Origin of the sequence: Paraburkholderia sp. BL21I4N1 (assembly GCF_002973525.1) — a bacterium.
Taxonomy (GTDB): Bacteria; Pseudomonadota; Gammaproteobacteria; order Burkholderiales; family Burkholderiaceae; genus Paraburkholderia.
The window spans coordinates 709,327-727,792 of the sequence record NZ_PVEN01000002.1 but is presented as its reverse complement, the minus strand read 5'-3'; the positions used below and the strand labels follow the sequence as shown (position 1 = coordinate 727,792).

Genomic DNA, 18,466 nt, shown 5'->3' with positions numbered 1-18,466 from the left:
GTTCGATGGCGCAAACTCGTTGTATCACACGCGATCGACCTGACTGTCAATTGCCCGCTTAGCGGCAAAAATCGAGTTTCCACACACTCTGGGTCCATTTCCGCCGCTCGGGCGGGCCTCATTCCAAGGGCCGCTTCCAATATATAGCGGCCCTCGACCTGTGCGAACAACTGCTCGAGGGGATACTCGTTCCCTACGAACCGAACGAATAGAGTTTCCGTGCCACCCTGTCAGTCGACGGGCGGAATCGCGCCTTCTGACAAAGTTTTGAGGAGTCTTGTGCGACGCCGCTCGAGATCCTTGATCTGACGATCGATGGCTTCGAGGCGTTCCCGCTGTACTTCATTGATCTGGTCGCACGACCGGGCTCCCTCGATCAGAAGCATGCAGTCTGGAAAGCCGCGGATATCTTCAATGGTGAAACCGGTCGCGATCATGCGCTGGATCTGCTTAACCTGCGTGACCGCTTTGTTGGGAAACATGCGATAGCCATTGCTCGCGCGCTCAGACGCAAGCAGACCGTTTTCATCATAGTGCCGGATCGATCGCACGCTTGCGCCGGTGCGTTGCGCAAGTTCTCCAATACTCAGCAATTCGTCGGATGACATCTTTTTCATGAAAATCAGAATAGCACAAGTCGCTTGACTCTCACATTGGTGTGAGGGTTGAAACTATGCGGACTACCTAATTTTCAGAACTCGTCATGTACTCCAGAATGCTCAATCTCCTGCTGGCCGCTGCAGTTTCGGCATCGTCCCTATCTGCAGCCACATCTGATGCTGCCGCTGCCCCCAACAGCTATATGGTTACGTCAAAGGATGGAGTAAAGCTTGCGGTTCAGGAAAGCGGCAACCCTAATGGTCCGCCAGTGATTTTCATCCACGGTCTGCTCGGCAGCCGTCTCAACTGGGAAGCGCAGGTGCAGAGCCCCGAATTGCGCCAGTACCGGATCATCACCTACGATCTGCGCGGCCACGGCCTGTCGGATAAACCATCGGGTGCCGAGCCGTATCGCGATGGCCGTCACTGGGCCGACGACCTCGACGCTGTTATTCAGGGCTCGCACGCAACGAAGCCTGTTGTCGTCGGCTGGTCGCTTGGCGGCGTGGTGATATCTAACTATCTCGCCACGTATGGCGATCACAACATCAATGGCGCCGTGTATGTCGATGGTGTGGTGGAACTCGCGCCCGGTCAGATCGTTGATCATCCGGAGGTTTATCGGGACATGAATTCGCCGGATTTGAAGACACATCTCGACGGTGAGCGCACCTTCATCGGCCTGTGCTTCAACCATCGGCCGGATGTCGGGACATTCGATCGACTGCTTGCGAATGGCGCGTTGGCGTCGTGGGATATGCAGCGAGAAATTCCGACCATGACCGTATTCGCTGCCGAGGGACTCAGCAAGGCACACGTGCCACTGCTATTCATCTACGGCGGCCGCGATGCCTTGGTCGACACACCCACGACGCTCGCCCGCGCGACCGCGCTAAATCCGCGCATCATGAGCAAGGTGTACCCCGACGCGGGTCACGCGTCGTTCATCGAGGAACCCGATCGTTTCAATCACGATCTGGCCGAGTTCCTCACGTCGGCGTCCGGAAAATAAAGCATCGTTCTATCAGGAGATCACCATGGCGCCCGACGTCGAGCGAACTGCGACAAATGGCTTCTTTCCCGGCTTCGCCAAGCTTGACATCGAAACCGACGATGTCTCCTTTGGGGGAGCCATCGGCGGGACAGGATCGCCGCTTCTGCTGCTGCACGGCTATCCGCAAACCCACGTCGCGTGGCGATTGATTGCTCCCACACTCGCGAAGTCTCACGCCGTCATCGTGCCTGACCTGCCTGGATACGGCGACAGCCAGACCCGCAACGATCAACCGCGTTGGACCAAGCGTCGTGTGGCCAATGCGCTCGTCGGGTTGATGGATCGGCTTGGACACGAACGGTTTGCTGTGGTCGGACATGACCGCGGCGCTCGCGCCGGATACCGCCTTGCGCTCGATAGTCCTCTACGTGTCAGCAAATATGCATCGCTGACCGTCGTGCCCACGCTTGATGCTTTCGCGGCTGTCGACAAGACTTTCGCTCTTAATACGTGGCACTGGTTCTTTCTCGCGCAACCTGCGGACCTCCCGGAGCGAATGCTGGCGGCCGATCCAGACGCGTATATCGACGCGGTGCTTGCAAAGATGTCCGGTGGACTCGAGCGAATTGATCCTTCGGCGCTCGACGCCTATCGAACCGCATTTCGGAACCCCGACGTGCGTCACGCGATTTGCGAGGACTATCGCGCCGCGACGTCTGAGGATCTCGAACATGACGCGAGCGACTTCGCAGCGGGCCGGAAGCTTGCCTGTCCAGTACTAGTGCTTTGGAGTGAGAGAGAACAGAAGGAAAGTAATGTCGCACCCCTCCACACATGGTCAAGATGGGCTGCGAATGTTACAGGCAGAGGCTTGCCGGGCGGTCATCTGCTGCCTGAAGATGCCCCCAATGAGGTGTTGTCCGCCCTCGGTAGTTTCTTGAACGATGTGCGGTGACATTCCTCGTGACAATCGGACGGCCTGTTACGGAACAAAGCCGACGCCTGAACGTCCGATCGACGACGCATGTGAGCGGCGGGTTGTGGCCGCACCGAGCCTCCCACCCGACGTGTACTATGGCCACTCTCAGGCACGGAGGCGGTTCATGAGGAAAAGCTTTCAGATCGCGTCGGGGCGAGCGACGCTGACAGGGGAAATTGTTGGACGTGGAGAACCGATAGTTTTTTGCACGCGCGTGTTGCGGACCGCCGGATGTGGGACCATCAGATCCGCAAGATAGGCGCGACGCACCAGACGATTGCCTATGATCGACGTGGATTTGGCGAGACTTTCGCGCGAGCGGAGGATCATTCTTCAGTCGACGACCTGATCACTGTTTTGGAGTCGGTGACAGAGGATCGCCCCGCAATACTCGTGGCTTGCTCTCAGGGCGGGGGGATAGCACTAGACGTGGCTCTTCGATATCCGTCATCCGTTCGTGGTCTCGTTCTGATTGCGCCGAACGTGACGGGTGCTCCGAAGATAACCCACCCCGCGCCGATTGCAGACCTGGTCGCCGACTTAGCGCAGGCGGAGTTGAAAAATGATATTGAAAAGGCCATCGAGATACGTACGACTCTCTGGCTTGATGGGCCGCTTCAGTCTGACGGGCGCGTGATCGGCGAAGTTCGCAAGCTGTTTTATGAGATGAATTCCACGGCTCTCCGTTTGCCGCCAGTTGGCACGAATACGGATCCAGCGATCGCATATCGGCGGTTGAGCGAAATATCTGTACCGACGTTGGTGATGTGTGGGAATCTCGACCTTCCAGGAATTCAGGAGCGCAGTCGTCACCTCGCGGCCAACGTAGCTCGCGGCACATTTTACGAAGTGTCGGATACCGCCCATTTGCCGAGCCTTGAGCGGCCGGAGAAAGTGACAACATTGATCGCTGAGTTCATCGATCAATGTAAGGGCCAACAATAGCTGACCCAGCAAATCTTGCGGACGTGTTTCCCCTCACCCCGCCGATTATTGACTATCCGCGATCTCACGCCGAATGTCCCATACTGGCCGACCTCGGAAATTGGCAGGCGACCCGAGCAGCGCCAGCTCCGCTCGAACGCTGAACTTCGGTAGACGACCCTGAAGGGACCTACGAAATTGCCGTAAGCGGCCATTCAAAATGCTCTCGTATGGACGCTTATACTCTGTTCTCCCCTACAAGCGAAAGCCGCCCGCATGAGCCCGGTTACACAAGATCCGCAAGCAGACTTTATGAGGCGTTTGCAGTCGCGCTACGACCAGACAGGTCGAGAGTGTTTGCTTCCAGCACACGACTTCGAACGCTGGACCGAGATTGTCGGGTCCACGAGGCGCGAGGTATACAACGCGATAGCTCGCCAGCTCGCAGTTGGGTTTCACGAGGGTCGACTCTCCTTCTGGTTTTGTGATGCGGTAGCGATCGCTGTAGTCGGTTTCGTGTATGACGATTTTGCCTCGCACGGAGAAGACGCTTGGCCCACATTCTTTAACGAAGTCTATTTAGCCTTCGACGCGGGCGAAGTTGGCCGAACCGGTGAGGACCCCGTCGAGAAATACACGCAGCCTATGATAGCGAAAATTGTCCGCGAATTAGAAGACGGCACTGGATGACTGTTCATGGCCGGGCGCCGCTACATGCGATTGGCATATCTCAACCCCAAGCAGTCCCTCGATCAACCGAAAGCGGCCGATTTGATACGAATGCTCACCTCTCTGGGACACAGTTTCGTTGCCCGCGCCGCAACCAATAGCGCTTGTGGCACGGGCCTCGTGATCGCCCCGGACAGTACCGCGCTTGTTACTTGACGGCAACGCTGGCTAAGTGCCCAATCCCATCTGCCGTCTGTACGCCCACGTTCCTCGCGACAACGCCTAGGCCACCCACCACCGTGACGCCTGTGTCGGCCACCTCGAACTCGGTTCCTGCGACCGTGACAGTTCCCTTGATGTGGTCGCTGCCGGCGAGCGCGCCAAAGAGTATCCGTGCCGCAACGGGGCGTGTCTTGAATTCGTTTACGTGAAGTGCGACCGGAACGCCCGACGCCGTAACCGGAATCCCGATCTTAGTCATCTCTGCATGGAAGGCCCCGAGAAGGTCCGCCTTCGCTTCAGAAGAAATGTCGAACGATCCCGTATCGATCTGCAATTCACTCACACCACCAGTAAGTGCGACGCTTACATCGTGCCCCCGGTCGGCGGGTAGAGGATTCATGGTGGGCGCACCCGCACACGCGGCAAGGAGGAGGACGCAGATCGCTGAAAGCGAGATAAAACGCATTTTGTATTTCCGAATTTATTGTTTAGAAATTGATGACCGGCAGTGCCGCGGTCAAGGCCTCAGCCACGCAGAGCATCCGAATTTTTCAGACCGCGGGAGCTGCGGTACAGTCATCGGCCTGATGAGTGAATATCGGCTGTGGGAGATGAGTCCTTTAGCGTTCTTGTGTTGCTCGACTTCAGTTTGGAATATGAAGGAGACCTGCTCCCGTACTCAGCGCCAGTAGTCCGTCCACCATTATCAATACCAACCCTGCAGCCATTTCCCCTCACTGTAATTGGTCAAGTGGGCACAGATTGTCGCCAATCCAGCTGGTAACGTTGAGCGTCTGAAACTGGCCGGCTGCCGACTCACGCGCTGTGCATACGAAGCTTCAACCTCGATGGCTGCGATCGGCTGCACTCGCCCCGCAGCGGCCGTTGGAACGCAGCCACGTGAGAGCGATTAGCGGCAGTTCAAGATCCGAACCAACCGTTGTAACTCCAAGCGACAACCTGTCGTCGCCAGCAGCATTTCCCCCAAGCGGCACTAGTGGATATCTGCTCAAGGGTTTTCAATCATCCCGGACCAGCCCGGCAGATACCGTGCTTCCGGCGTGTGCGCAACGGCCTTTGCCTGATCGAGTGCCTTGGCGAAGCTCTTTCGGATCTTGCCTTGCGTTATCCGCTGACGTAGAAAATCAGCCCACAGGAATTCGCTGAATGGCGTTGCGTCCTTCGCGAAGCCACCGACCCGGCGTAATTCCCCAGCAAGACTTCGATAAGGATCGTCCGTCAGCCCGGTCACCGTCTTGGGAAGATGTTCGTAGGCGTATCGAGACCCGTCCGCGCCGAACGGATAGACCCACTGGTTGTGTTCCATCATTCGCCAGAAAATTGCGTCGTCCAGCCATGAGAGGTCCTTGAGTATCGCCACCTTCACTTCTTCCACACCTTCCTCGAGCAACGCAAGTCCGAGGTGATGGTGGTCCACGATGTAATAGAGCTGTCCCGGACCAAGCACCGCGGGAAACCAGTGCGAAGCAATCGCTTCGCTGCGCGCCTTCTTGCCGAGCGTCTTCCAGTGTTCGCGCTTCTCGATGACTTCGCGATAACCCACCGTCATCTGTGTAGGACGTAATGCATTGAGTTTCGCGGGGATCAGGTGATTGTCGGGATGCAGTGCCATGTCCGCCTCACAAAATTTGAGCTTCTGCAACGATAGCGCGGAACGACGAGTCGAACCAGTTTGCGTTGTCTTGTCATCGGCTCGTCCTCGCAGCTTGTCCTTGTCTAAAGGGGGCTGCCGTTCGAACGCCAGAGTAAAAGGAGATGGATGGCCGGGTAGCACCCCACAACGGAGCGAGACTCCCCCCGCAGGCGCGCTACATCAAGCGACGTGGACAACATTCCTCCCCAGTCGCTGTATCGCGACCACAAAGAAAAATCGATGAATTGGCCGCGTTTCTCTCTATATTCATGACGTACCGCGCCGACCTCGTCGTCTTCGACGAACGGCGCATCGCCAACCGCGCCACCATCGAGCCCCCGACGCGGGTCAGGTGATCCGCCGTGCCGGCCACTAAACCGAACCCATCTCAACCCACCGCGGGGTGATCACGCGCGACCTATCCCACCCAACAAGATGAAGATTTTGCCGCCGCTAGCGTGGATCCACGCTCACGCATTGAGCACGACCTCGACGGGTCGATGCGCGATCGCATCGGGCAAATATTCCTCGATCATCTTCACCACAACTTGCGTTTTCGACGGTACAGGTCGCGTGACCGGAAGCAGCGCATGCAAATCAAATCCCGGCACCACGTAGGTTGGCAATAACCGGATCAGACGTCCCGTCTCTAACGCCTCGGCACATACCGGTTCCTGGAGTACGCCGATTCCCGAACCGCAGAGCAGCAGTTCGTACATTGGCCGCCAATGACTTGTGCTGATGACGATGGTGATAGGAGTCGGTCGAACCGATTTCGGCGGATGCAAAAAACGGAGTTGCCCGTCATTGAATAACCCGGTCACCCGAATGAAGGCATGCCCGACGATGTCCGTCGGCTCTTCGGGTAAGCCGTGTTTCTCGACATACGAGGGCGACGCCACCAGCACGCGGCGAATATGCCCCAAACGGCGCGCCACAAAGTTTCCGTCGCCGACCTGCCCGAGTCTCAACGAAATATCCACGCCCTCTGTCACGGGATCGGTAACCTCGTCATTCAATACGAGGTCGAAATGCAGCTGGGGGTTCTGTTCACGGATACGCGCAATGATTTCAGGAAGCACGACCTCCCCTATTCCGTGCGGCGCGGCTATCCGGATTCGCCCACGAACAACCTTATTGCCCACCGTGACGGCGGATCGGGCTTCGTCGGCCGCCTCAAGAACGATTTTGCTCTTTTGATAGAAAAGCGAACCTTCATCCGTGCAGGAAACGGCACGCGTGCTTCGGAGCAGAAGTTTGACCCCGAGATCCCGCTCGAGCCGTTCGATACGATCACTGACGGCGGGTTGACCGAGGCCGAGGTCCCTTGCGGCCTTCGATAAATTACCCCGCTCCACCACCCGCACAAAAATGCGCATTGCCGCTAACAAATCCATAGGTTTACTCGTCGCGGGGAGAGGATGAATCACCCTCGTAATTGAGACAAGACGGCCTGCGCATGTTCTATGCGCTTTGCGGGACATCAGTAAAGGTATGCATTATGCGAAAAATTAACGAACCTCACAAGGATTCAGTGAATATCATCACCAGCCTTGCGTCGACTATTTTTATTTATTTTTGATCGATTCTTCGTTCGCCGTTTGCAAGGATGAGTTAGTTTATATTTATTTATATCTAAATCTTCCTTGCGCTTTCTTCGTCAACCGTAAAGGACGAAGGTCTAATCGCGGCGAGGAGAAACGCGCCGACGGCCATGACGCCGACCATCAGCAGAAGGTTTGCCTGAAAGCTTCCCCCCGGCGGCCGATATGCCTTTTAGATAGCGAGAGGGAATACTCCAGAAAACGGTATAAGCCATCCACATACCGGCGGTGGCGATTGAGATAAAAAGGAGCAATAAACCGAGTGAATTGCTGGTCATCGCAGCGGCCGCCAGTGACGCTGCACTAACCAGGGCCGGAATCGCGCTGTGCCATCTGCGTTCTTTACTGTGATCCGAACTCCGGCCGACCAGAAACATACCGACTGTCGCGGTGATAAATGGAATGGCGGAATAAAAACCCAAAGGCATGGCGTCGGATACACCACTCGTCTTGAGCATCTCCGGCAACCAGAAATTGACCAGATAGATTCCGCCGATAATGCAGAAATAGGCAGCGGCCATCAGATAGATCATCGGGTCTTTCAGGACCTGGGCAAAGCCGTGCGGCGCCGGTCGTCGACGCGTGGTGGCCAGCGCCAGTTCCTGCTTTTCAGCGGGCGACAATCATCGCGCGCTGTCGGGTCGGTTAGGGAGGCCCGTTATTCGTAGACGCGCGATTGGACACGCGTGGGTTGTGTTCCCCACTTCCGCCCGTAGGCCATCATCATCAGGAAACTCAGGATGAAACTCAGACCGCCGACCATCAGCAGACCCAGTTCGCCCAGCACCGGCAGCAGGTTGGTGAGGAAACCGGTCACCACCCACGCGATCGCCATCACTGAACCCGCGACGCCTAGCGACCAGCCCTGCCGATCTTCGGTGACGGCATCGGAGTAAGCGGTGTATATCGTGGTGTAGGCCACCATGTCGAAGCAGCCGACCACCATGCCCAGTGCCCACAGTGCGCCTTCATGAGGAAACAGCGCGGAGAGGATCTGACCGATACCGGCGATCAGCAGCCCCATCTTGGCAATCTCGACGACGCCCCAAAGTTTCAGCATCAACCGCACGATGACCATCAGGCCGAACACAAAGCAGATGCCGATCAAGCCACTGAACAGCCCAAGCTGCGAACTCGTGTAGCCGTAGCGGGTTTGCAGCAGCAGCATGATGGTTTGCAGATACAGCCCGTAGCCCACCTGCATCAGGAAGAACACGAGGGAAAGAAATGCGACGCGGCGATGCGTGCCGGCCTGGTAGATGATTCGCAGCGGCAGCAGAAGATCGATCCGCGCGCCGGCTTTCGGGGAAGTGGTGTCGCGGTAGTATCCGAAGGTCCAGAATCCGCAGATCACCGAGAGCGCGCCGACCAGAATGAACGGCGTGCCGTAATTGAAGAACGGTAGGATCGTTCGATCCGAGGTAATGCCGCCGAGTACGGGGCCGACAATAACGCCCGCGCTGAATGCGATCGACATAATGCTCATGTTGTACGCTTTGTTTTCGGGCGTACTTACGTCGGTAATGGCGGCTTGCGCAATACCCTGGCAACCGGCCATCAATCCGCTGAGACCTCGGCCGACCAGCAATAGCGCGATGCTTGGCAACAGCGCACCGAGTGCCATCAGAAAATAGCTGAGCGCGAGGCCGAATATGCACAGCAGCAGGATCTTGCGGCGGCCGTAGCCATCGGATAGTTCGCCCATTAGCGACGATCCGAAAAACATGCAAAGCGGATATACGCCGTAGCCTAATCCCAGATAGAAATTGCGCAAATGAAGGTCGGTGCCGGCCGAGATAATGCCGGAATGGGGATCGGAGAAAATCGCCGCCATGATCGGGTAAACAAGACCGAATCCCATTGCATCGATTGCTATGGCGAGCAGGCACGGGCCTAACAGTTTCAGGTTCAGCTTGGACATTTGTTTGTTGCCTCCACGGGTTTAATCTTGGTGGCAACGGTACTTGATGGCGATCTCGATCTGTAGAGCCGACCTTACGATTTCACCTATCAGAAAAACTGATTGCTTTCATATTGCTTGCCGCGTGTCGCTCAACGCGGAAGTTAAAACGGGGGTCTTCCGCAATCGAATCCAGACATTAATCCGCGACCGCCCTCCTCGCCTTGCAGGCGAATAAAGTCCTGGATTACACGGGTTGCGTTAACGTGAGGCCGGCAGCGACGCTCATGAAGTCGGGCAGCGATTTCGGGGTAATCGACGAGTGTTGGCCACTGGACGAACGAAAGTGACAGATGGACGGAGCACAGTTTCTCTCCAATCAGACGCGATATATCAGCTGAGATGCCAGTTCAATGGACCGGTGATGGTGTGTGAGTGTTGCGACGCGGGTAACTTCATTATGGATACCGATCCAATCGCGTCAACTATCAATTTTTACTGGTAGGAACACGTCCGAGCGGGAAATGTCGATACCGTCAGCGGTACCGACATTTCTTCTTGGTATTGCCCAGATCACAGCGGATCGCATTGGACGATAATTCACTGTTTTTTTAAAGGAAAAACAGTAAAAACCAGCACTCCCGGAACGACTTGGGAGCAGTCTAAATTACTCCCACTCAATCGTCGCCGGCGGTTTCCCCGAGATGTCATACACCACCCGGTTGATCCCGCGCACTTCATTGATGATGCGGTTCGACACATGCCCCAGCAGTTCATGCGGCAGATGCGCCCAATGCGCGGTCATGAAGTCCAGCGTCTGCACGGCACGCAACGCGACCACGTACTCATACGTGCGCCCGTCGCCCATCACGCCGACACTCTTCACCGGCAGAAACACCGCGAACGCCTGGCTCGTCAGGTCGTACCACGACTTGCCGGTTTCCTTGTCGATGGTCGTGCGCAGCGTCTCGATGAAAATCGCGTCCGCGCGACGCAGCAGGTCCGCGAAATCGCGCTTCACTTCGCCGAGAATCCGCACGCCCAGACCCGGACCCGGGAACGGATGGCGATACACCATGGCCGGCGGCAAACCGAGCTTCACGCCGAGTTCGCGGACTTCGTCCTTGAACAGTTCGCGCAGCGGTTCGAGCAGCTTCAGGTTGAGCGTTTCAGGCAGGCCGCCCACGTTGTGGTGGCTCTTGATGGTCTGCGCGCCCTTCTTGCCCTTACCGGCCGATTCGATCACGTCCGGATAAATCGTGCCTTGCGCGAGCCACTTCGCGTCCGTGAGCTTGCCGGCTTCGGTCTGGAACACCTCGACGAATTCCGCGCCGATGATCTTGCGCTTCGCTTCCGGATCGGTGACACCGGTCAGCTTGCGCAGGAACACTTCGCTCGCGTCGACGTGAATCACCTTCACGCCGAGGTGGTCGGCAAACGTGGCCATGACCTGCTCGGCTTCGTTCAAACGCAACAGGCCGTGATCGACGAACACGCAGGTGAGCTGATCGCCGATCGCGCGATGCAGCAGCGCCGCCGCCACCGACGAATCCACGCCGCCCGACAGCCCCAGGATCACGTGCTCCTGACCGACCTGCTCGCGAATCTTCGCGACGGCTTCGTCGACATAGTTACCCATTTCCCAGTCGGCCTGCGCGCCGCAGATCTGCAGCACGAAGCGTTCGAGCATCGCGCGGCCCTGCACGGTGTGCGTGACTTCCGGATGCCACTGCAGGCCGTAGAAATGGCGTGCTTCGTCGGCCATGGCCGCGATCGGGCACGATTCCGTCGATGCCATCAGCGCGAAGCCCGGCGGCATTTCCAGCACCTTGTCGCCGTGGCTCATCCAGACCTTCAGCATGCCGTGACCTTCCGGCGTGGTGAAGTCGCTGATGCCTTCAAGCAGGCTCGTATGGTTGCGCGCGCGCACTTCGGCGTAACCGAATTCACGCAGATGGCCGTTTTCGACCTTGCCGCCCAGTTGCTCGGCCATGGCCTGCATGCCGTAGCAGATGCCGAGCACCGGCACGCCGAGTTCAAACACCGCTTGCGGCACGCGCGGCGTGTCGGTTTCGGTGACCGAGCTCGGGCCGCCCGACAGAATCACGCCCTTCGGCGCGAAGTCGCGAATGAACGACGCATCGACGTCGTACGGATGGATTTCCGAATACACGTTGGCTTCGCGAACGCGACGTGCAATCAGTTGGGTGACTTGCGAACCGAAGTCGAGGATCAGGATCTTGTCGTGCATGGCAACGGACGGTGTCAAAAGTGAGCGGAAATAAGATGCCGCGCGCAAGGCGCGGCGTTGAATTCAAAGCGGTCCACGGGGACGAACGAGCGTGAAGCGAATGCGGGCTGGCGTGGGCGCGGCGCGAGCTCAGCCATGAAATGGCGGGCGGGGGGCGCCAGACGCGTCAGCGGCGGCGTTACGGGCTTCCTCGCGCGCGATGGTGGTATCGGCCCGCGCCGCCCTTTCGGACGGCGTCAACGCGGGCTCATCGACTGCCGAATGCAGCGTGCCGGTTGCAGCGGTATCCACCGGCCGCGTAACCGGCACCGCCGGCGCAACAGGCTCGACGACCGGCACCACTGCCGGCTCAGCGCGATAAGCCGGGAAACCCGCCGTCACACGACCCGGCTCGCGCCGGTTGGCAGCGTCTTTCGCGGCGTCTTTGGCGGCCTGCTTTTCAGCACGCCCGGCAGCGGCCGCGTCCACCAGCCGCTCCTTCTCGCGCCGCCTGACCGCGCCCGACAAACGCACGCCGCCCAGACCGATCACCAGCAACACCACACCGGTAAGCACCGCGACGATCTGCCCGAAACCGGTCAGCGCCGGCGTATGCAAGCCGAGCAGCCAGACCAGCATCAGCACGCCGGTCAGCCAGTTCACATGGCCGACCACCTTGGCGACCGTCGAGGTCAACGCCCCGTCGATCGACGCGTGAAAAGCCAGCCACGCGAGCCCGATCAGCGCCACGCCAAACGCCTGGCCGACCAGCGCCGGCTGCGTTTGCACCAGAAGCAGCGCGTTGTACAACGAAGTCCAGGGCGTTAGCAGGAACAGCAGGCCGAACGCGAGCAGCAGCAAGGCATCGAGAATGAGTACAGCGCGCAGCAATGGCTTCATTGGCGTTTAGTCCACGTGGTAGTTGGGCGCTTCCTTGGTGATTTGCACGTCGTGCACGTGCGACTCGCGCAAGCCCGCGCCCGTGATCTGCACGAACTCGGCCTTGTCGTTCATCTCGTCGATGGTGCGGCAGCCGCAATAACCCATGCTGGCGCGCACGCCGCCGATCAGCTGGAACAGGATCGCGTTGACCGAGCCCTTGTAGGCGACGCGGCCTTCGATGCCTTCCGGCACCAGCTTGTCGATGTTCGCGGAGTTGTCCTGGAAGTAGCGGTCCGCGGCGCCGTCTTTCATCGCGCCGACCGAGCCCATGCCACGGTATGACTTGTACTGACGGCCCTGATACAGGAACACGTCGCCCGGCGCTTCTTCGGTGCCGGCGAACATGCTGCCCATCATCACGGCGTTCGCGCCGGCGGCCAGCGCCTTGCTGACGTCGCCCGAGAAACGCACGCCGCCGTCGGCGATCACCGGTACGCCGGTGCCCTTCAGCGCTTCGGACACGTTCGAGATTGCCGTGACTTGCGGCACGCCGACACCGGCGACGATCCGCGTCGTGCAGATCGAGCCCGGCCCGATACCGACCTTCACGCCGTCCGCGCCGTATTCGACGAGCGCCTTGGCCGCCGCGGCGGTGGCGATGTTACCGCCGATCACCTCGACGTGCGGGAAGTTCTGCTTGACCCACCGGACGCGCTCGAGCACGCCCTTGCTGTGGCCGTGCGCGGTATCGACGACGATCACGTCGACCCCTGCCTGCACCAGCAGCTCGACGCGCTCTTCGTTGTCCGCGCCGACGCCGACCGCCGCGCCCGCGCGCAGCTTGCCGTGCTCGTCTTTACAGGCGTCCGGGTGTTCGGTTTGCTTGGTGATGTCTTTCACCGTCATCAGGCCGCGCAGTTCGAATGCCTCGTTGATGACGAGTACGCGCTCGAGGCGGTGGCTGTGCATCAGCGCCTTGGCTTCGGCGAGCGGCGTGCCCTCCTTGACGGTGACGAGGCGCTCGCGCGGCGTCATGATGTTGCGCACCGGCTCGTCCAGACGTTCTTCAAAGCGCAGGTCGCGGTTCGTGACGATACCGATCAGTTGCGCGCCTTCGACGACCGGGAAGCCCGAAATGCCATGCTGCTGCGACAACGCGATCACGTCGCGCACCTTCATTTGCGGCGGCACCGTGATCGGATCGCGCACGACGCCCGATTCGAAGCGCTTGACCTTGGCAACTTCACGCGCCTGTTCGGCCGGCGTGAGATTCTTGTGGATGATGCCCACGCCACCCATTTGCGCCATCGCGATCGCGAGACGGGCTTCGGTGACGGTGTCCATGGCGGCGGACACGAGCGGCATATTCAGGGAGATGTTGCGGGTCAGCCGGGTCTTGAGGCTGGTGTCGCGCGGCAGAACATCGGAGAAGGCCGGGACGAGGAGCACGTCATCGAACGTGAGTGCTGTTTGGATCAGACGCATGGCAAATCCTATAGGCGCAAAAGCAGATTATACGCGATACCTCCCCGGTTTTCACTGCACGAACAGCAGCTTAGCGAGTTTCGGGCGATTTTTTTCGCGATAAACGGCTCGGCGATTTCGCTTCTCCGTTCGCCTCGGGTTCGATCCGGTTTCGTTTGCGCGTTCGGGCTCAAAGCGCCGCCGGGCGGCTCGAAAGCGGTGATTCGATGGGCGAATGCAGAATCGAACAAGACAGTTCGCGGCCTGACCGGCTATTCTGCCGACCATTCCAGTTTTCTTGCAGGGGCAGTCGATGCAGCGCGGTGTGGCATATGGAGTAATGGCCGGGGCCTTATGGGGGATGGTGTTTCTGGTGCCGCGCGTGCTGCCCGATTTTTCGCCGCTGCTGCTGAGCGCCGGCCGTTACACGATGTACGGCATCGTCTCGCTGGCCGCCGCTCTGCCGATGGCGCGTTCGCTCGTCAAACGCCTGACCCGCGAGGATCTCGGCGCGCTGGTGAAGCTGGCGCTGGCCGGCAACCTGCTCTACTACCTGCTGCTCACGGCCGCCGTTCATCTGATCGGAATCGCGCCGGCGTCGCTGATCGTCGGCGTGCTGCCGGTCACCGTCACGCTGCTCGGCCGGCGCGACCACGGCGCGGTGCCGCTCACCCGCCTCGCCTGGCCTCTTACGATGGTGATGGCCGGCATCGTCTGCATCAATGTCGACGTCTTCACGGTCGCCGACGCCACGCCCGTAAGCATCGGCACCAAGCTGATCGGGCTCGCCTGCGCGGTGGGCGCGCTCGGCTGCTGGACCTGGTTCGCGGTCGAAAACGCCCGTTATCTGCAGCGCCAGACGCATTTCAGCGGCAACGAATGGTCGCTGCTGTGGGGCGTGGTGACCGGCGCGCTCGGCGCGGCGCTATGGCTGGTGGTGGCCGTGCTGCCCTCAGGCGGCCCGCAGGGCGAGCTGGCGGACGGCCGCTGGCATCTGTTCTGGCTGCTGAATCTCGCGGTCGCGATCGGCGCCTCGTGGCTCGGCAACGGGCTCTGGAACGCCGCGTCCAAGCGCTTGCCGCTCACGCTTTCCGGCCAGATGATCGTGTTCGAGACGCTGTTCGCGCTGCTTTACGCGTTCATTTACGACCAGCGCCTGCCGCGTCCGCTGGAGTGGGCGGCGATTCTGCTGCTGGTGGCGGGCGTGTGCTGGTCGGTGCGCCAGCATGCGGACGACGGTTCGTCCGGCGCGGCGCCGCTGGGGAAAAAGGCGCAGGCTCCTGCGTCGTGAGGTGAGATGGGGTGAAGTCGGCGCGGCGACGTCGCCTAGCGCGAATCCCGGTTCTGCCAGCGTCGCCCCTCGATCGAACCCGCCTTGCGGGTCTTCTCGACGCGCCGCTGCCGCGACAGCTTCGGATCCACCAGCAGCGGCCGGTAAATCTCCACGCGATCATGATCGGCCAGCACCGTGTCCAGCGCCTTGATCTTGCCAAACACGCCCACTCTCTGCGTGGTCAGATCGATGCGCGGAAAGCGCTGCAGGATGCCGCTCGCGTCGAGCGCCTGCTGCAACGTGGCACCCTCGGGCAAATCGACGGCGATCAGCGCCTGCTCGTCCGCCAGCGCGTAACAGACTTCAATCGACAAGCGCGCGCTCATGCCTTACCGTAGCGCACGTCGGCGCGCTTCACGAACGATTCGACGAAGGTGTTGGCAATGTGGCTAAACACCGGCCCGATGATCTTCTCGAGAATGATGTTGGTGAATTCGTAGTGCAGCGCGAATTCGATCTTGCAGGCGTCCGCCCGCAGCGGCGTGAAACGCCAGAAGCCGGTGAACTTGCGGAACGGGCCATCGGCGAATTCCATATCGATGCGCGTGGGCCGCTCCATGCTGTTACGCGTGGCGAAATGCTGCTTGATGCCCTTGAAGTTGATATCGATCTTCGCTTCCATGCCGTTTTCGTCCTGACGGCGGATTTCGACACCCCCGCACCAGGGCAGGAAGTTGGGGTAATCGGCGACGTCGGTGACGAGGTCGAACATCTGTTCCGCCGAATGGCGGATCAACACGGTTTTCTGGACATCTGCCATAAATTGAACAGCGCGTGGCAAGGGTGGACAAGCGCGGCGGGCTTTCCTTGCCCCGCTTTGCTAAAATCGTGATTTTAAACGAGTTGGGCACTTTCCATTCATGAGCATTATCGACAACAGAAAAGCTTTCTACGACTATTCGGTCGAAGAACGCTATGAAGCAGGGCTCGTGCTCGAAGGATGGGAGGTCAAGGCGCTGCGCGCCGGGCGCGGCCAGATCAAGGAAGGTTACGTTGTGATCAAAGACAACGAACTGTTTCTGATCGGCACGCACATCAGCCCGCTGCCCGAAGCCTCGACCCACATCCACCCAGATCCGGTGCGCACGCGCAAGCTGCTGCTGCATAGCGAAGAAATCAGCAAACTGATCGGCAAGGTCGAGCAGCGCGGCTACACGCTCGTGCCGCTGAACTTCCACTACAAGGGCGGCCGCGTCAAATGCGAGATCGGGCTGGCCAAGGGTAAGAAGCAGCACGACAAGCGCGAGAGCGAGAAGAAACGCGACTGGGAGCGCGAGAAGGCGCGCCTGATGCGTTCGCCCGGCTGAACTCGCAGGCACTGGTGCGGGCGCGACTGCGCGGATTTGCCACGCCTCCGCTTCGCCGCGCCTTGGCTGCGACGTGACGATTCAAAAAAATGGCCCGCTCGAGCGGGCCATTTTTTTGGTCTGACCTAGTGATCAAACGGCTCAGCGCGCCTCGGTCACACCGCCCTTGCCTTTGTTCACGATCGTCAGCGCCGATGCGATCATCGAACTCATATCCGCCAGATTGCCCGGCACGATCAGCGTGGTGCCCTGCTTGGCCAGATTGCCGAACGCGTTCACGTATTGTTCGGCCACCTTCAGGTTCACCGCTTCCATTCCGCCGTTCGACTGGATCGCCGCCGCGATCTTCTGAATGGCCTGCGAATTGGCCTCGGCCACGGCCAGAATCGCCGACGCCTGCCCCTGCGCCTGATTGATCGCCGCCTGCCGCTCGCCCTCGGACTTCTGGATCGCCGCCTCACGCCCGCCGGACGCGATATTGATCTGCTCCTGCTTGCGGCCCTCGGACGCCGCGATCAGCGCACGCTTCTCGCGTTCGGCGGTGATCTGCGCCTGCATGGCGTGGAGAATCTCCTTGGGCGGCGTCAGATCCTTGATCTCGTAGCGCAGCACCTTCACGCCCCAATTCGACGCGGCTTCGTCGAGCGACGACACGATGCTGTGGTTGATGAAGTCGCGCTCCTCGAACGTCTTGTCGAGCTCCAGCTTGCCGATCACCGAACGCAGCGTGGTCTGCGACAACTGCGTGATCGCGAACACGAAGTTGCTCGATCCGTACGACGCCTTCATCGGATCCGTGACCTGAAAGTACAGCACGCCGTCCACCTGCAACTGCGTGTTGTCGCGCGTGATACAGACCTGGCTCGGCACTTCGAGCGGGATTTCCTTGAGGATGTGCTTGTACGCGATCCGGTCGACGAACGGAAACGCGAAGCTCAAACCCGGCGTAAGCGTACGGTGATAACGCCCGAGCCGTTCGAGCACCCATGCATGTTGCTGCGGCACGATCTTGAGCGTCTGCGCCGCCGTGACGATCACGATGATCAGTACTACCACCGCGACGATGGTCGATACATCCATTGTTATTCTCCGGTCCGTACTCGATGGGTTGCGTGAAGCTGAAAAACTCGGCGGCGACGGCTTGAACGCGGCATGCGCTCAGGTGCCCGCCGCCCGCCTGCTGGCGACGACGACAAGACAACTGCCGTTGAGCGCGGTGATTTCATAAAGATGGGCATCTTCCGGTTCGCCCGGCGCGAGTTCGATGTCCCACGCGGCGCCGCGATAGTTGGCGCGCGCGCGACGCGCCTGCCAGGCGTCGACGGTCAAGGTCTGGCCGATGTCGAGATTGACGTCCGGGTTGTGCGAGGCGTCCTTGCGCGTTCTGCGGCCGAAACGCGAGCGGCGCAGCAACAGCACCGCAGCCAGCGCCACGCCCGCCGCCACCGCGAATTGCAGATCGGCGGGCGCGCCCGCAATGTGCGCGAGGGCCGCCGCGACGAAGCCCAGCGCAATCATCAACAGATAGAACGTACCGCTGATCAACTCCAGCACGACCAGCACCCCCGCCCCGATCCACCAGAACAATCCACCTGGCGCCACATCGACCTCCACAAAGCAAAACACCCCGGATCTACCGGGGTGTTTATAGCACGAAGCTGGTGCATCGAACGGACGCTGCGACACTCTTTGACAAGCTTTTGA

General features: G+C 59.8%; 18 protein-coding genes. 5 read left to right on the top strand and 13 right to left on the bottom strand.

Going from position 1 to position 18,466, the window contains the following annotated elements:
- Positions 1 to 230 precede the first annotated feature (230 nt).
- A complete protein-coding gene (locus B0G83_RS09640) occupies positions 231 to 617 on the bottom strand; it encodes a MerR family transcriptional regulator (protein WP_105507177.1) in 387 nt (128 codons plus the stop codon).
- Between the two features lie 98 nt (positions 618 to 715).
- Here B0G83_RS09640 and B0G83_RS09635 point away from each other — a divergent pair, with 98 nt between their 5' ends.
- The 3 genes from B0G83_RS09635 (at position 716) to B0G83_RS09625 (ending at position 3,518) form a co-directional block, all read left to right on the top strand.
- A complete protein-coding gene (locus tag B0G83_RS09635) occupies positions 716 to 1,612 on the top strand; it encodes an alpha/beta fold hydrolase (protein ID WP_374954902.1) in 897 nt (298 codons plus the stop codon).
- Between the two features lie 25 nt (positions 1,613 to 1,637).
- Positions 1,638 to 2,549 (top strand): alpha/beta fold hydrolase, encoded by a 912-nt coding sequence (locus B0G83_RS09630; protein ID WP_105507175.1) that lies wholly within the window; start codon positions 1,638 to 1,640, stop codon positions 2,547 to 2,549.
- 228 nt (positions 2,550 to 2,777) lie between these two features.
- Entirely contained in the window at positions 2,778 to 3,518 is a 741-nt protein-coding gene (locus B0G83_RS09625; RefSeq protein WP_374954901.1) for an alpha/beta fold hydrolase, read from the top strand.
- Positions 3,519 to 4,374: 856 nt separating this feature from the next.
- Here the strand turns inward: B0G83_RS09625 and B0G83_RS09615 are convergent.
- From B0G83_RS09615 to guaB, 8 genes are all read right to left on the bottom strand, one after another.
- Entirely contained in the window at positions 4,375 to 4,854 is a 480-nt protein-coding gene (locus B0G83_RS09615; RefSeq protein WP_181156790.1) for a hypothetical protein, read from the bottom strand.
- A gap of 543 nt (positions 4,855 to 5,397) precedes the next feature.
- Positions 5,398 to 6,021 (bottom strand): ParB-like protein, encoded by a 624-nt coding sequence (locus tag B0G83_RS09610; protein ID WP_105507173.1) that lies wholly within the window; start codon positions 6,019 to 6,021, stop codon positions 5,398 to 5,400.
- Between the two features lie 491 nt (positions 6,022 to 6,512).
- Positions 6,513 to 7,439 carry a LysR family transcriptional regulator gene (locus B0G83_RS09605; RefSeq protein WP_105507172.1) on the bottom strand — a complete coding sequence of 309 codons (927 nt, stop codon included), beginning with the start codon at positions 7,437 to 7,439 and terminating at the stop codon, positions 6,513 to 6,515.
- A 284-nt stretch (positions 7,440 to 7,723) separates the two neighbouring features.
- A complete protein-coding gene (locus B0G83_RS09600; protein WP_105507171.1) occupies positions 7,724 to 8,269 on the bottom strand; it encodes an MFS transporter in 546 nt (181 codons plus the stop codon).
- A 35-nt stretch (positions 8,270 to 8,304) separates the two neighbouring features.
- The gene (locus B0G83_RS09595) at positions 8,305 to 9,567 is read right to left on the bottom strand and encodes an MFS transporter (RefSeq protein WP_105507170.1); all 1,263 of its coding nucleotides are present in this window, start codon (positions 9,565 to 9,567) and stop codon (positions 8,305 to 8,307) included.
- Between the two features lie 646 nt (positions 9,568 to 10,213).
- Complete coding sequence (gene guaA, locus B0G83_RS09590; protein ID WP_105507169.1) at positions 10,214 to 11,797, bottom strand: glutamine-hydrolyzing GMP synthase; 1,584 nt, start codon at positions 11,795 to 11,797, stop codon at positions 10,214 to 10,216.
- A 129-nt stretch (positions 11,798 to 11,926) separates the two neighbouring features.
- Complete coding sequence (locus B0G83_RS09585) at positions 11,927 to 12,676, bottom strand: hypothetical protein (RefSeq protein ID WP_105507168.1); 750 nt, start codon at positions 12,674 to 12,676, stop codon at positions 11,927 to 11,929.
- Positions 12,677 to 12,682: 6 nt separating this feature from the next.
- Complete coding sequence (guaB, locus tag B0G83_RS09580; RefSeq protein ID WP_105507167.1) at positions 12,683 to 14,143, bottom strand: IMP dehydrogenase; 1,461 nt, start codon at positions 14,141 to 14,143, stop codon at positions 12,683 to 12,685.
- Between the two features lie 292 nt (positions 14,144 to 14,435).
- Here guaB and B0G83_RS09575 point away from each other — a divergent pair, with 292 nt between their 5' ends.
- On the top strand, positions 14,436 to 15,413 hold the full coding sequence (locus B0G83_RS09575; RefSeq protein ID WP_105507166.1) for a DMT family transporter: 978 nt from the start codon (positions 14,436 to 14,438) through the stop codon (positions 15,411 to 15,413).
- A gap of 35 nt (positions 15,414 to 15,448) precedes the next feature.
- Here B0G83_RS09575 and B0G83_RS09570 read toward each other — a convergent pair whose 3' ends face one another.
- Together B0G83_RS09570 and B0G83_RS09565 are read right to left on the bottom strand one after the other, a co-directional pair.
- A complete protein-coding gene (locus B0G83_RS09570; RefSeq protein ID WP_105507165.1) occupies positions 15,449 to 15,781 on the bottom strand; it encodes an RnfH family protein in 333 nt (110 codons plus the stop codon).
- Positions 15,778 to 16,215 carry a type II toxin-antitoxin system RatA family toxin gene (locus B0G83_RS09565; protein ID WP_035546166.1) on the bottom strand — a complete coding sequence of 146 codons (438 nt, stop codon included), beginning with the start codon at positions 16,213 to 16,215 and terminating at the stop codon, positions 15,778 to 15,780. Before B0G83_RS09565 ends, B0G83_RS09570 begins: the two co-directional genes overlap by 4 nt.
- A 100-nt stretch (positions 16,216 to 16,315) precedes the next feature.
- Here B0G83_RS09565 and smpB point away from each other — a divergent pair, with 100 nt between their 5' ends.
- Positions 16,316 to 16,762, top strand: a complete 447-nt coding sequence (gene smpB / locus B0G83_RS09555; RefSeq protein WP_035546168.1) for an SsrA-binding protein SmpB — start codon at positions 16,316 to 16,318, stop codon at positions 16,760 to 16,762.
- Positions 16,763 to 16,903: 141 nt separating this feature from the next.
- On the opposite strand, the gene B0G83_RS09550 is transcribed toward smpB, so the two are convergent.
- Positions 16,904 to 17,842 (bottom strand): SPFH domain-containing protein, encoded by a 939-nt coding sequence (locus B0G83_RS09550; protein ID WP_105507164.1) that lies wholly within the window; start codon positions 17,840 to 17,842, stop codon positions 16,904 to 16,906.
- Positions 17,843 to 17,920: 78 nt separating this feature from the next.
- Entirely contained in the window at positions 17,921 to 18,364 is a 444-nt protein-coding gene (locus B0G83_RS09545; protein ID WP_105507223.1) for an NfeD family protein, read from the bottom strand.
- Positions 18,365 to 18,466 lie beyond the last annotated feature (102 nt).